This window comes from Geodermatophilus sp. SYSU D00965 (assembly GCF_054050075.1).
This window is the reverse complement of record NZ_JBJGYQ010000005.1, coordinates 41,486-54,575: the sequence shown is the minus strand read 5'-3', so window position 1 is coordinate 54,575 and position 13,090 is coordinate 41,486. Positions and strand designations below refer to the sequence as shown.

Annotated in this window: 12 protein-coding genes and 3 tRNA genes; 1 reads left to right on the top strand and 14 read right to left on the bottom strand. The window is 72.0% G+C overall.

Annotated elements, in window-relative coordinates; genetic code table 11:
- Positions 1-56: 56 nt before the first annotated feature.
- The 8 genes from rpoB to ACI789_RS06080 form a co-directional block, all read right to left on the bottom strand.
- Positions 57-3,566 carry a DNA-directed RNA polymerase subunit beta gene (rpoB, locus tag ACI789_RS06115; protein ID WP_457007172.1) on the bottom strand — a complete coding sequence of 1,170 codons (3,510 nt, stop codon included), beginning with the start codon at positions 3,564-3,566 and terminating at the stop codon, positions 57-59.
- 601 nt (positions 3,567-4,167) lie between these two features.
- Entirely contained in the window at positions 4,168-4,560 is a 393-nt protein-coding gene (gene rplL, locus ACI789_RS06110; RefSeq protein ID WP_456917536.1) for a 50S ribosomal protein L7/L12, read from the bottom strand.
- A gap of 17 nt (positions 4,561-4,577) precedes the next feature.
- A complete protein-coding gene (rplJ, locus tag ACI789_RS06105; RefSeq protein WP_456917537.1) occupies positions 4,578-5,171 on the bottom strand; it encodes a 50S ribosomal protein L10 in 594 nt (197 codons plus the stop codon).
- 383 nt (positions 5,172-5,554) lie between these two features.
- The gene (gene rplA / locus ACI789_RS06100; RefSeq protein WP_457007171.1) at positions 5,555-6,274 is read right to left on the bottom strand and encodes a 50S ribosomal protein L1; all 720 of its coding nucleotides are present in this window, start codon (positions 6,272-6,274) and stop codon (positions 5,555-5,557) included.
- Between the two features lie 147 nt (positions 6,275-6,421).
- Positions 6,422-6,853 (bottom strand): 50S ribosomal protein L11, encoded by a 432-nt coding sequence (rplK, locus tag ACI789_RS06095; RefSeq protein ID WP_091446692.1) that lies wholly within the window; start codon positions 6,851-6,853, stop codon positions 6,422-6,424.
- Positions 6,854-6,941: 88 nt separating this feature from the next.
- On the bottom strand, positions 6,942-7,820 hold the full coding sequence (gene nusG / locus ACI789_RS06090; RefSeq protein ID WP_457007170.1) for a transcription termination/antitermination protein NusG: 879 nt from the start codon (positions 7,818-7,820) through the stop codon (positions 6,942-6,944).
- Positions 7,821-7,864: 44 nt separating this feature from the next.
- Entirely contained in the window at positions 7,865-8,419 is a 555-nt protein-coding gene (gene secE, locus ACI789_RS06085; RefSeq protein WP_457007169.1) for a preprotein translocase subunit SecE, read from the bottom strand.
- 109 nt (positions 8,420-8,528) lie between these two features.
- A tRNA-Trp gene (locus ACI789_RS06080) sits at positions 8,529-8,601 on the bottom strand.
- 332 nt (positions 8,602-8,933) lie between these two features.
- Between ACI789_RS06080 and ACI789_RS06075 the strand changes: the two genes are divergently transcribed.
- Positions 8,934-10,190 carry a pyridoxal phosphate-dependent aminotransferase gene (locus ACI789_RS06075; protein ID WP_457007168.1) on the top strand — a complete coding sequence of 419 codons (1,257 nt, stop codon included), beginning with the start codon at positions 8,934-8,936 and terminating at the stop codon, positions 10,188-10,190.
- 36 nt (positions 10,191-10,226) lie between these two features.
- Here ACI789_RS06075 and ACI789_RS06070 read toward each other — a convergent pair whose 3' ends face one another.
- The 6 genes from ACI789_RS06070 to ACI789_RS06045 form a co-directional block, all read right to left on the bottom strand.
- Positions 10,227-11,648, bottom strand: a complete 1,422-nt coding sequence (locus ACI789_RS06070; RefSeq protein ID WP_457007167.1) for a peptidase M1 — start codon at positions 11,646-11,648, stop codon at positions 10,227-10,229.
- A complete protein-coding gene (locus tag ACI789_RS06065; RefSeq protein ID WP_457007166.1) occupies positions 11,645-12,061 on the bottom strand; it encodes a MaoC family dehydratase in 417 nt (138 codons plus the stop codon). The genes ACI789_RS06070 and ACI789_RS06065 overlap by 4 nt, the downstream gene beginning before the upstream one ends.
- 40 nt (positions 12,062-12,101) lie before the next feature.
- A complete protein-coding gene (locus ACI789_RS06060; RefSeq protein WP_457007165.1) occupies positions 12,102-12,548 on the bottom strand; it encodes an FAS1-like dehydratase domain-containing protein in 447 nt (148 codons plus the stop codon).
- A gap of 33 nt (positions 12,549-12,581) precedes the next feature.
- A complete protein-coding gene (gene rpmG, locus ACI789_RS06055; protein WP_097205646.1) occupies positions 12,582-12,746 on the bottom strand; it encodes a 50S ribosomal protein L33 in 165 nt (54 codons plus the stop codon).
- A gap of 96 nt (positions 12,747-12,842) precedes the next feature.
- Positions 12,843-12,916 (bottom strand) — tRNA-Met (locus ACI789_RS06050).
- Between the two features lie 46 nt (positions 12,917-12,962).
- A tRNA-Thr gene (locus tag ACI789_RS06045) sits at positions 12,963-13,035 on the bottom strand.
- Between the last annotated feature and the right edge of the window lie 55 nt (positions 13,036-13,090).

Sequence of the window (13,090 nt, the reverse complement as noted above, 5' to 3'; positions counted from 1 at the left end):
TGGTCTTGGGGTGGGCGCCGGCCGGCCCCGGGTGCCCGGGGCCGGCCAGCGGCCGATCACACGTCCTCGACGCTGGAGGGCTCGCGGCGGGACAGGTCGATGCCCAGCTCCTCCGCGGCCCGGAACACCTCGTCGTCGGTGTCACGCAGTTCGATCGCCTGCCCGTCGCCGGAGAGCACCTCGACGTTGAGGCAGAGCGACTGCAGCTCCTTGAGCAACACCTTGAACGACTCCGGGATGCCCGGCTCGGGGATGTTCTCGCCCTTGACGATCGCCTCGTAGACCTTGACGCGGCCCAGGATGTCGTCGGACTTGATGGTGAGCAGCTCCTGCAGCGCGTAGGCCGCGCCGTAGGCCTGCATCGCCCAGCACTCCATCTCGCCGAACCGCTGGCCACCGAACTGCGCCTTACCACCCAGCGGCTGCTGCGTGATCATCGAGTAGGGGCCGGTCGAGCGGGCGTGGATCTTGTCGTCGACCAGGTGCAGCAGCTTGAGGATGTAGACGTAGCCCACCGAGATCGGCTCGGGGAACGGCTCACCGGAGCGGCCGTCGAACAGCCGCGCCTTGCCGGTCGGGGCCACCATCCGGTTGCCGTCGCGGTTGGGGACGGTCGAGCTCAGCAGCCCGACGATCTCCTCCTCGCGCGCACCGTCGAACACCGGGGTCGCCGTCCGGGTGCCCGGCGCGGCCGCCTTCGCCGCCTCCGGCAGGTTCTGGGCCCACTCGGGGTCGCCCTCGACCTGCCAGCCGGACTTGGCGACCCACCCGAGGTGGGTCTCCAGGACCTGGCCGACGTTCATCCGGCCGGGCACGCCCAGCGGGTTGAGGACGATGTCCACCGGGGTGCCGTCCTCGAGGAACGGCATGTCCTCCTGCGGCAGGATCTTCGCGATGACGCCCTTGTTGCCGTGGCGGCCGGCGAGCTTGTCACCGTCGGAGATCTTGCGCATCTGGGCGACGTAGACCCGGATCAGCTCGTTGACGCCGGCGGGCAGCTCGTCGCCGTCCTCGCGCGAGAACACGCGGACGCCGATGACCTTGCCGGACTCACCGTGCTTGACCTTCAGCGACGTGTCGCGGACCTCGCGGGCCTTCTCACCGAAGATCGCGCGGAGCAGCCGCTCCTCGGGGGTCAGCTCGGTCTCGCCCTTGGGCGTGACCTTGCCGACGAGGATGTCGCCGGGGACGACCTCGGCACCGATGCGGATGATGCCGCGCTCGTCGAGGTCGGCGAGGACCTCCTCGGAGACGTTCGGGATGTCCCGGGTGATCTCCTCGGCACCGAGCTTGGTGTCGCGGGCGTCGACCTCGAACTCCTCGATGTGGATCGAGGACAGGACGTCGTCCTGCACGAGGCGCTGCGACAGGATGATCGCGTCCTCGTAGTTGTGGCCCTCCCACGGCATGAAGGCGACGAGCAGGTTCTTGCCCAGCGCCATCTCGCCCTGGTCGGTGCACGGCCCGTCGGCGATGACCTGGCCGACCTCGACGCGCTGGCCCTCGTCGACGACGGGGGTCTGGTTGATCGAGGTGCCCTGGTTCGAGCGGCGGAACTTCAGCAGGCGGTAGGTCTGCCGGGTGCCGTCGTCGGCCATGACGGTGACGTAGTCGGCGGTGGAGTCCTCGACCACACCGGCCTTCTCGGCCACCACGACGTCGCCGGCGTCGACGGCGGCACGCAGCTCCATGCCGGTGCCGACCAGCGGCGCCTCGCTGCGCAGCAGCGGGACGGCCTGACGCTGCATGTTCGCGCCCATGAGTGCGCGGTTGGCGTCGTCGTGCTCGAGGAACGGGATCATCGCCGTCGCGACCGAGGTCATCTGCCGCGGCGAGACGTCCATGTAGTCGACCTGCTCGGGCGAGAGGTAGTCGACCTCACCGCCCTTGGTGCGGACCAGGACGCGCTCCTCGGCGAACCGGCCCTGGGCGTCCAGCGGCGAGTTGGCCTGGGCGACGACGAAGCGGTCCTCCTCGTCGGCGGTCAGGTAGTCGATCCGGTCGGTGACCACACCGTTCTCGACCCGGCGGTACGGGGTCTCGATGAAGCCGAAGGCGTTCACCCGCCCGTAGGCCGACAGCGAGCCGATCAGACCGATGTTCGGGCCTTCCGGCGTCTCGATCGGGCACATCCGGCCGTAGTGGCTCGGGTGGACGTCGCGGACCTCCATGCCGGCCCGCTCACGGGACAGACCACCGGGGCCCAGCGCCGACAGGCGACGCTTGTGGGTCAGGCCCGCGAGGGGGTTGGTCTGGTCCATGAACTGGGACAGCTGGCTGGTGCCGAAGAACTCCTTGATGGAGGCGACGACCGGCCGGATGTTGATCAGGGTCTGCGGCGTGATCGCCTCGACGTCCTGGGTGGTCATCCGCTCGCGGACGACGCGCTCCATGCGGGAGAGGCCGACCCGGATCTGGTTCTGGATCAGCTCACCGACGGTGCGCAGCCGGCGGTTGCCGAAGTGGTCGATGTCGTCGACACCGTGCTCGGGCTCGCCCGCGTGCAGGCGCACCACGTACTCGATGGTGGCGACGATGTCGTCCTCGGTCAGCGTCAGCGTGCTCTGCGGCACCTCGACGCCGAGCTTCTTGTTGACCTTGTAGCGGCCGACCTTGGCCAGGTCGTAGCGCTTCGGGTTGAAGAAGAGGTTCTCCAGCAGCGCCTGGGCGCTCTCCCGCGTCGGCGGCTCGCCCGGCCGCAGCTTGCGGTAGATGTCGAGCAGCGCCTCGTCCTGCCCGGCGATGTGGTCCTTCTCCAGGGTGGCGAGGACGGTCGGCGACCACTGGAAGTGCTCGCGGATGCGGTCCTCGGTCCAGCCCAGCGCCTTGAGCAGCACGGTGACCGGCTGCCGGCGCTTGCGGTCGATGCGGACGCCGACGGTGTCGCGCTTGTCGACGTCGAACTCCAGCCACGCACCGCGGCTGGGGATGACCTTGGCGCTGAAGACGTCCTTGTCGGAGGTCTTGTCCAGCGTCTTGTCGAAGTAGACGCCCGGGCTGCGGACGAGCTGCGAGACGACGACACGCTCGGTCCCGTTGATGACGAACGTGCCCTTGTTCGTCATGATCGGGAAGTCGCCCATGAACACCGTCTGGCTCTTGATCTCGCCGGTGGTGTTGTTCATGAACTCGGCGGTGACGAACAGCGGCGCCGCGTAGGTCATGTCCTTGTCCTTGCACTCCTCGAGGGACGCCTTGACGTCCTCGAAGCGCGGGTTGGAGAAGGACAGCGACATCGAGCCGCTGAAGTCCTCGATCGGCGAGATCTCCTCGAGGATCTCGGCGAGGCCGCCGACGGCGGTCGCCTGCTCCTCGGGGGAGAGGGTGGCCCGCCACTCGGGGCTGCCGACCAGCCAGTCGAAGGAGGCCGTCTGCAGCGCCAGGAGGTCCGGCACCTCGAGGGGCTCGGAGATCTTGGCGAACGAGACGCGCAGCGGGGCGCCGGGGATCTTCTGCTGGTCGGCCTCGCCGGTGCGGGGGCCGGTCTGCGGGGGCTGCGGGGTGGTACCGGTGGTGCCTGACTCAGTGGTGCTGGCGGAGATGCTGGTGGGGCGAGAGCCTGCCAAGATGCGTCCTTCCAAGGACCTCACGACGTGCGGGCGGTGGGTGCTGGTTCGTCCTGGGTCGTCGTCGGTAATGGCGGGGCTGTCCGCGTCGGTCCTGCACCGTGTCGGTCTCCCGGGTGTGGCCGGGACGAATCCCGGGCACCACTGGTGACCCGTCAGTAGCGGGCAGGCAGTCAGGGGGCAGCGCAACAGAGAACCCTACCCCTGCTACGGCGGGCTGTCCACGTCGGGGGTCCGGTAGCGACCGGAGACACACCCGGGAAGGCAGCCGGCCCAGCGGGGCCGGGTCGGGTCGTGCGCGACGACACGGCCATGATGCCAGGCCGACGGCCCCTGCGGGACTGCCACGCCGGGCTTTCCTGGCCGACCGCACGGTCCGCCGGACGTCAGGGCATGGCGCGCCCTCGCCGTCCGCCGGTCCGACGGCGCACCGACGAGGCCTCGGGGGCGGAGCCGACGGGACGCCGCAGGGGCCGCCCTCCGGGTGGAGGACGGCCCCTGCGGGTCGTGCGAGGTGGTGCTCACCCGGCGATCACCGGGCAGGGGCTTCGCTGCAGGGTCCCGCGCCGAGCGTGCGAGGCGGAGGGGGCAGCGAGGTCCTTTACTTGACGGTGACGGTGGCGCCGGCGCCCTCGAGAGCGGCCTTGGCCTTCTCGGCAGCGTCCTTGGCGACCTTCTCCAGGACCGGCTTCGGCGCGCCGTCGACCAGGTCCTTGGCCTCCTTGAGGCCCAGGGAGGTCAGGCCGCGCACCTCCTTGATGACCTGGATCTTCTTGTCACCGGCGCTCTCGAGGATGACGTCGAACTCGTCCTGCTCCTCGGCGGCCGGGGCACCGCCGTCGCCGCCACCGGCGGCCGGGGCGGCCGCGACGGCGACCGGCGCAGCAGCGGTGACCTCGAAGGTCTCCTCGAACTGCTTCACGAAGTCGGACAGCTCGAGCAGCGTCATCTCCTTGAACGCGTCGAGCAGGTCCTGGGTGGACAGCTTGGCCATGATCTCTCCTTCGGGGGTCAGTCGGTGCTGGCCGCGGCGTCGGCGGCGTCAGCGTCGGTGGCGGGGGTGGTGTCAGCAGCAGCGGAGTCGGCGCCCTCGGCGGGCTTCTTCTCCTGCAGCGCGGCGGCCAGGCGGGCGACCTGGGACAGCGGGGCCTGGAACAGACCCGCGGCCTTGGTGAGGTTGCCCTTCATCGCGCCGGCCAGCTTGGCCAGCAGGACCTCGCGCGGCTCGACGTCGGCCAGGGCGGTGACCTCGGCGGCGCCGACGGTGCGGCCCTCGACGACGGCACCCTTGACGACGAGCAGCGGGTTGGCCCGCGCGAAGTCACGGATGGCCTTGGCGGCGTTCACCGGGTCGCCCTCGATGAAGGCGATCGCGGTGGGCCCGTTGAGCAGCGGGGCGAGGTCGCCGAAGCCGACCTGCTCCGCGGCACGCTTCGTCAGGGTGTTCTTGACGACGGCGTAGCTGCTGCCCTCACCGAGGGAACGGCGCAGCTGGGTCAGCTGGGCCACGGTCAGCCCGCGGTACTCGGTGAGCACCGCCGCGCTGGACGACTGGAACCGCTCGGTGATCTCGTCGATCACCGCGGCCTTCGCCTGCGTGGGCATGGGCCTCCTCTCGTCTGTCGGGCGACCACCGGCCGGTGCACGACGGCGGGCGATGTCCGGGCCCGGAGACGAGGAACGCCCCGGCGCAGGGCGCACGGGGCGAGGGGTGGGCGCACGACGCTCACCGATCGAACCGTCCTCCTGCGCGGGCCGCCCGGGATCCGGGACCTTCGATCGCACGCGGACGTGCGACGACCTGCGGTCTTGGGGGGAACGAAGCCAAGGGTACACCCGCGCGCGGGGCCGCCGCTGTCGCCGTCGTCACCCGGGACGACGGAGGCCCCGCCGCGCGGTGCGCGACGGGGCCCCGTGACGTGCGGGTGCTGGCCCCGTCCAGAGGCTCACCGCGAGCGTGCGAGCGGTGAGGGGGACGGGGTCCTTCCTCAGGCGGTGGGCTCGTCCACCGTCAGGTTGCGGGTGCGGTTCGGGTCGACCGGGATGCCCGGGCCCATGGTCGTGGAGATGGTGACCTTCTTGACGTACCGGCCCTTGGCCGCGGCCGGCTTGGCCCGCAGGACCTCGTCCAGCGCCGCGGCGTAGTTCTCCACCAGCTTGGTCTCGTCGAACGAGGTCTTGCCGATGACCAGGTGCAGGTTGGCCTGCTTGTCGACGCGGAAGTTGATCTTCCCGCCCTTGATGTCGTTGACGGCCTTGGTCACGTCGGGGGTGACGGTGCCGGTCTTCGGGTTCGGCATCAGGCCGCGCGGGCCGAGGATGCGGGCGATGCGGCCGACCTTGGCCATCTGGTCCGGGGTCGCGATCGCGGCGTCGAAGTCCAGGAAGCCGCCCTGGATGCGCTCGATCAGGTCGTCCGAGCCGACGACGTCGGCGCCGGCGGCCTCGGCCTCGGCGGCCTTGTCACCGGTCGCGAACACGATGACCCGGGCGGTCTTGCCGGTGCCGTGCGGCAGGTTGACCGTGCCGCGGACCATCTGGTCGGCCTTGCGCGGGTCGACGCCCAGCCGCATGGCCACCTCGACGGTCGCGTCGTAGGTGGTCGGCGACGTCTCCTTGGCCAGGGACGCGGCCTGCAGCGGGGAGTACAGGTTGTCGCGGTCGACCTTCGCGGCCGCCTCGCGGAACTTCTTGCCGTGCTTCGCCATGGTGTGTCCTCTCCCCCGGCGCGAAGCCGGGAGTCGTGTGGTGCGCGGGCCTGGCGAGAGGCCCTCCCACTGGTGCCGTGGTGGAACGGCCCCGCTGCAGGGTCCCGGGCCGAGCTAGCGAGGCTCGGGGGGCAGCGGGGTCCTCTTTCAGCCCTGGACGGTGATGCCCATCGACCGGGCGGTGCCGGCGATGATCTTCTCGGCCTCGTCGAGGGAGTTGGCGTTGAGGTCGGCCATCTTGGTCTGGGCGATCTCGCGAACCTGGTCGCGGGTCACGGTGGCGACCTTGGTCTTGTGCGGCTCGCCGGAGCCCTTCTCCACGCCGGCCGCCTTGAGCAGCATGCGCGCCGCCGGCGGGGTCTTGGTGACGAAGGTGAACGAGCGGTCCTCGTAGACGGAGATCTCGACCGGGATCACGTTGCCGCGCTGCGACTCCGTGGCGGCGTTGTAGGCCTTGCAGAACTCCATGATGTTGACGCCGTGCTGGCCGAGCGCCGGACCCACGGGCGGGGCGGGGGTGGCCGCACCGGCGTTGATCTGGAGCTTGATGACCGCGGTCAACCGCTTCCTGGGGGGCATGACTTCCTTCTTCGTGACGGGGTGGAACGGCCTCGTCGCAGGGCCCCACCGCGAGAGTGCGAGCGGCGGGAGGCGACGGGGTCCTTCCTCAGATCTTCTGGACCTGGTTGAACGAGAGCTCGACCGGCGTCTCCCGGCCGAAGATGGAGACGAGCACCTGCAGCTTCTGCTGCTCGGCGTTGATCTCGTTGATCGTGGCCGGGAGGGTTGCGAACGGGCCGTCCATGACGGTGACCGACTCGCCGACCTCGAAGTCGACCACGGCGGCCGGCGCGGCCGTGGTGGTCGTCGTCTCGGCGGCCTTGGCCGCCGGCTTCTGGACGGCCGGGGCGAGGATCTTGACGACCTCGTCGAGGGTCAGCGGCGAGGGCCGCGAGGTGGCGCCCACGAAGCCGGTGACGCCCGGGGTGTTGCGCACCGCGCCCCAGGACTCGTCGTTGAGCTCCATGCGGACCAGCAGGTAGCCGGGGAAGACCTTGCGGTTGACCTGCGTGCGCTTGCCGTTCTTGATCTCGGTGACCTCCTCGGTGGGCACCTCGATCTGGTAGATGAAGTCCTCCATGTCCAGCGACTGGATGCGGGACTCGAGGTTGGTCTTCACCTTGTTCTCGTAGCCCGCGTAGGAGTGGACGACGTACCAGTCGCCGGGCGCGATCCGCAGGGCCTTGCGCAGCGTCTCGGCCGGGTCCTCGTCCTCCTGGTCCTCCGGGAGGTCGGAGGACGGCGCGGGCGCGGCCAGCGGGTCGCTCACGAGGCTGTCGGCGTCGCCGCTCTCGACCTCGGGCGCCGCGTCGGCCACGCCGGTGAGGGCGTCCTGGTCGGCGGTGTCGGAGGAACCCTCGGCGGCACCGGGCTCCCCCGCGCCGGTCTCCACGTCAGCGGCACCGCGGACGTCGAAACGTGCGTCGTCGAGGTCGATCCCCTCGACGGCGCTGTCGGTGTCGAAGGGCTCGCGGGGGTCGGTCACGGTGTCTCTTCCTCGTCGGCGTCGTGTGGGTGTGGCGGCGGTGCTCAGCCGAAGACGGCGAGCACGCCCTTGGCGAAGAGGAGGTCCAGGCCGGCCACCAGCGCCACGATGAAGGCCACGAAGACGATGACGACGGTCGTGTAGGTGATCAGCTCGCGCCGCCCCGGCCAGATGACCTTGCGCAGCTCGGCGACGACCTCGCGCAAGAACCGGCGGATGCTGCGCCGCTGGCGGACCTCCTCGGCGCGGGCCCGCTGCGCGGCCGCGCGCGACCGCGTGCCGGCACCGTCCGCGGCCCGCCCGGCGGGACGGGCAGCGGTGCGCTCCCGGGCCGGCCTGCGGGTGCGCGAGGCGACCGGCTCGTCGTCGTCCTCGTCGTCCCCCGCGGTGATGCGGCTGCCGCGGCGGGCGCCCGAGGGGCGCCCTGCCACGACCTTGTCCTCGTCGGCCTCGGCCTCGGCGGCGACTTCGGCTTCGGCGGCCTCGAGCTCGGCGGCGTCGTCGACGCCCGGGGCCTCGCGGTCGAGCTGCTCGTCGGTCAGCTCGGCGTCGGAGGCCGCGCGAGGATCGTCCTCGCGGCCCGGCTTCTCGTCGCTCACTGCGCCTCGCTCGCCTCGTGGGTGGTGGCCGCTGCTCTCGGGCCGACGGTCGGTGGTCGGTGCTGTCGTACGGATCGTGCACGTCGCCGGCGGGAGCCGGCGGCACGGGCAGGGGTGACAGGACTTGAACCTGCAGCCTGCGGTTTTGGAGACCGCTGCTCTGCCAATTGAGCTACACCCCTATGCCCTGGGCCGGGCCTGGGACCGCCCACCCCACCCCGGCCAGCACCGAGCCCGTGGGGGCATCCGGGGCACGCCGGTGGCGGGGTCAACTGCCCCAGGACAGCCAGTGTACGGGACCGACGGGGGCCTCAGCCAACGTCCCTCCGAAAGGGTGCCGAGGGCCCGACGAGTCCGCCCGGGGGCCGGTCCGCCGGGCGCCGGAGGGAGGCCGTGCGAGAGGAGGCCGGCGGGACCACCTCCCCCGTCGTCACCGACGGTGCCCGAGGCCACCGGGGTCGGTGGTCCGGGATCGGGGGCGACCCCGGCCGCCATCCTTTGACACGATGAGGGCATGACCGCCGTCTCCTCCTCGGAGCCCGCTGCCCCCGCCACCGACCTGCCGCCCGCGCAGCGGCGGATCTCCCGCCGGATCGCCGCCATCGCCGAGTCCGCGACGCTGGCGGTGGACGCGAAGGCCAAGGCGCTCAAGGCGGCGGGCAAGCCGGTGATCGGCTTCGGCGCCGGCGAACCGGACTTCCCGACGCCGGACTACATCGTCGAGGCCGCCCTCACCGCCTGCCGCCAGCCGGCCATGCACCGCTACACCCCCGCGGGCGGCCTGCCGGCGCTCAAGGAGGCGATCGTGGCCAAGTCCGCCCGCGACTCCGGCCTCCGCATCACCCCGGCCAACGTGCTGGTGACCAACGGCGGCAAGCAGGCCGTGTACGAGGCGTTCGCCACGATGCTCGACCCCGGCGACGAGGTGCTGCTCCCCGCGCCGTACTGGACGACCTACCCGGAGGCCATCGCCCTCGCCGGCGGCGTGCCGGTGCCGGTCGTGGCCGACGAGGAGAGCGGCTACCTGGTGTCGGTCGCCCAGCTGGAGGCCGCCCGCACGCCGCGCACCAAGGTGCTGCTGTTCTGCTCGCCGTCGAACCCCACCGGCGCGGTGTACCCGCCCGAGGTGGTCGAGGAGATCGGCCGGTGGGCGCTGGACAACGGGCTGTGGGTGCTCACCGACGAGATCTACGAGCACCTGACCTACGACGGGGCCACCGCACCGTCCATGCCGGTCGTCGTGCCCGGGCTGACCGACCGGTGCGTCGTGGTCAACGGGGTCGCCAAGACCTACGCGATGACCGGCTGGCGGGTCGGCTGGATCGCAGGCCCGGCCGACGTCGTCAAGGCGGCCACCAACCTGCAGTCGCACGCCACCTCCAACGTGGCCAACGTCTCGCAGGCCGCCGCCATCGCCGCCCTGAACGGCGACCTGTCGGCGGTGGCGACCATGAAGGAGGCCTTCGACCGGCGGCGCCGCACGATCGTCGCCATGCTGCGCGAGATCCCCGGCGTGGCCTGCCCGGAACCGCGGGGGGCGTTCTACGTCTACCCGTCGGTGAAGGGCCTGCTGGGCCGGCCGATCGCCGGGCGGACGGCGAGCACCAGCGTCGAGCTGGCCGAGCTGATCCTCGAGGAGGCCGAGGTCGCCGTCGTCCCCGGTGAGGCGTTCGGCACCCCCGGGTACCTGCGGATGTCCTACGCGCTGGGCGACGACGACCTGGTGGAGGGCGTCAGCCGGATGCAGCGCCTGCTCGGCTCCGCCGACTGAGCACGACCCCCGAGAAGGACCCCCCAGGCTCGCGGCCTAGCGCGGCAGGTCGTCCTCCTGCAGGGCTCCGGCGTCCACCAGGACGTCGAGGGCCGCGGGGAGGTCCTGCAGTGCGAGGGCGACGTCGTCCGGGGTGGCGATCGTCCAGGCGTTGACGTTCACGTAGCAACGCAGCGCGGCGTCGAAGGCCTCGGCACCGGCGGCCTCGCGGGCGGCCAGCAGCGCGGCACCGCCCTTGCCGTAGACCCGGCGGAAGTACGGCCCGGAGGCGGGAAACCCGTCCATCGCCGAGCCGACGTCCCCGGGCACCTGCAGCGCCTGCTCCACCTCCACGTCCGGTGCCGGGAAGGCCACCGACTCCGCGTAGGTGGCGAACGCCTCGTCCAGCCAGGGGTCGCGGAACTGGGAGTCCCCGACCATCCCGTAGAACCACATGTGCGCGACCTCGTGCAGCAGCACCACCCGGTCGGCGCCGGCCAGCAGGATCGAGCTGGGGTACTCGATGCCGCCGCCGTAGTCGGCCAGCAGGGGCACGGTGAGCGTCTCGTACGGGAAGTCGCCGAAGCGCTCCTCCAGCTCGCCGATGGCCTCGACGGTCCAGCCGGCGAGCTCGTCGGCGGGGACCTGCGGGTCGGGCAGCACCCCGGTGGTCACCTCGACACCGCCGGGCGTGGTGGCCGTGGCGGTGGTGAACTCCCCCACCGCGATGCTCACGTCCCGCGCCACCGGCTCGGTCGACGTCCAGGTGCGGCGGCCGTCGCGGGGCGCGGAGGGCTCCTCCTGGTCGCCGGTCATGAGGACGGTGAGGTCCTCCGGCGCGGAGACGCGGATCGTGGTGTCGGCGACCGGGCTGACCGCGGTCTCGCCCGTCACCTCGACGAACGGGTCGCGGGCCCAGCCGACGCCGGGCTCCCAGGCGAGCAGCGGGGCGCCGCTGGCCCACCAGGACACCCCCTCGGCCGTCCCGACCCGCTCGAAGCCGCCCCGGCCCAGCGTCAGGGTGAAGTCCAGCTCCACCTCCGTGGCGTCCCCGGCCGCGAGCTCGTCGTCCAGCCGGACGACGTAGAGCCCGCCGGGGTCCTCGGCGCCGGCGTCCTCGTAGCCGCCCCCGGCGACGTCGTCCCCGCGGACGGCGTCGACGGCCAGCCGGTTGCCCGCGCGGGCGGCGTCGGGCGCGTTGGGGACCAGCCGGAAGACCAGCTCGTCGGTGGCGCGGTCGGGGGTGAAGACCACCGTCTCGGTCCCGGTGACCGTCCGCAGGTCGTCCTCCAGCCGGACGTCGAGGGTCACCACGGGCCGGTCGGGATCGGGCTCCGCGCGCCGGTCGCAGCTGCCGGGCTCCCCCGCCGGGGGCGGCGGAGCGCCCTCCGCGGCGACGGTGTCGACGAAGGAGGTCCCGCAGCCGGCCAGGAGAAGCACCGAGGCGGCCGCGACGACGGCTCGGCGCCGCCCGTTCACGCCAGCTGGACGGTGGCGCGGGCCAGCGAGAGGACCTTCTCGCCGACGCTGGTGACCGTGAGGTCGACGCGGACGCGACCGTGCTCCCCGAGGGCGGCGACCTTCCCGCGCACGGTGACCGTGGCGCCGTCGGCGTCGTCCGGGACGACGACCGGCCGGCCGAACCGGACGTGGTACTCCACCAGGGCGCCCGGGTCCCCGGCCCAGGCGGTGACCGCGCGGCCGGCCAGCGCCATGGTCAGCATCCCGTGGGCGATGACCCCCGGCAGGCCGACCTCGGTGGCCACGCGCTCGTTCCAGTGGATCGGGTTGAAGTCCCCCGAGGCCCCGGCGTAGCGCACCAGGTCGGCGCGGGTGACCCGGTAGGTCTGCTCGGGCAGCTCGGTCCCGACGGCGACGTCCGCGGCTCTCACGACGCTCCCCGCTCGCTGCCGGGCGCCCGCCCCTGTCCGCTCACGCCGCCCCCCTCGCGACCAGCATCGACGACGCCGAGCACACCGGCTCGCCGTCCTCGGTGGCGACGTCGACCCGCGTGGTGAGCAGGTCGTTGCCCGCGACGCTGCGGACCGCCTCGATCGTGGGGACGGCGACCAGGCGGTCCCCGGCGCGGATCGGGCGGTGGTGGGTGAACTTCTGCTCGCCGTGCACGACGCGGCTGTAGTCCAGGTCGACGTCCGGGTCCTCGACGACGACGCCGGCGGCCGAGAGGGTCAGCACGATGGCGAACGTGGGCGGGGCGATCACGTCGAGGTGCCCCGCGGCGCGGGCGGCGGCGGGGTCGCGGTGCACCGGGTCGGTCTCGCCGATCGCGGCGGCGAACTCGGCGATCTTCTCGCGACCGACCTCGTAGACGACGGAGGGCGGGTAGCTGCGCCCGACCAGTGTCGGATCAAGCGCCATGCTCCCGCCCTCCTCCCGCGTGGGACCGCTGCGTCAGCGGGTCTCGCGGTGGATCGTGTGCTTGCGGTCCTTCGGGCAGTACTTCTTCAGCTCGAGCCGGTCGGGGTCGTTGCGCCGGTTCTTGCGGGTGATGTAGTTGCGGTTCTTGCACTCCTGGCAGGCCAGGGTGATCTTGGGACGGATGTCGGTGGCTGCCACGGAGCTCTCCTAGCCTTGTCGGACGGGCCTGCCGGGCCCGGCGTGCGGACGGCGTCCACACGACGACGGACCCCGGGGTGCGGGGTCCGTCGAGAGTAGCGGTGACCGGATTTGAACCGGTGACACAGCGATTATGAGCCGCTTGCTCTGCCTGGCTGAGCTACACCGCCGGGATGACCCGTGCGGCCCGGTCTCGCGACTGGACCGGTGGGTCGGAGCCCCTTTACGGAATCGAACCGTAGACCTTCTCCTTACCATGGAGACGCTCTGCCGACTGAGCTAAAGGGGCGGTGGCCGGAGCCGTCGTGAACTCTACCTGACGGCTCCCGGGGCCTGCTGCAGGG

Coding starts and splice junctions, on each gene's coding strand:
- rplL (WP_456917536.1), bottom strand. CDS start 4,560: ATGGCCAAGCTGTCCACCCAGGACCTGCTCGACGCGTTCAAGGAGATG.
- rplJ (WP_456917537.1), bottom strand. CDS start 5,171: ATGCCCACGCAGGCGAAGGCCGCGGTGATCGACGAGATCACCGAGCGG.
- rplA (WP_457007171.1), bottom strand. CDS start 6,274: ATGGCGAAGCACGGCAAGAAGTTCCGCGAGGCGGCCGCGAAGGTCGAC.
- rplK (WP_091446692.1), bottom strand. CDS start 6,853: ATGCCCCCCAGGAAGCGGTTGACCGCGGTCATCAAGCTCCAGATCAAC.
- ACI789_RS06075 (WP_457007168.1), top strand. CDS start 8,934: ATGACCGCCGTCTCCTCCTCGGAGCCCGCTGCCCCCGCCACCGACCTG.
- ACI789_RS06060 (WP_457007165.1), bottom strand. CDS start 12,548: ATGGCGCTTGATCCGACACTGGTCGGGCGCAGCTACCCGCCCTCCGTC.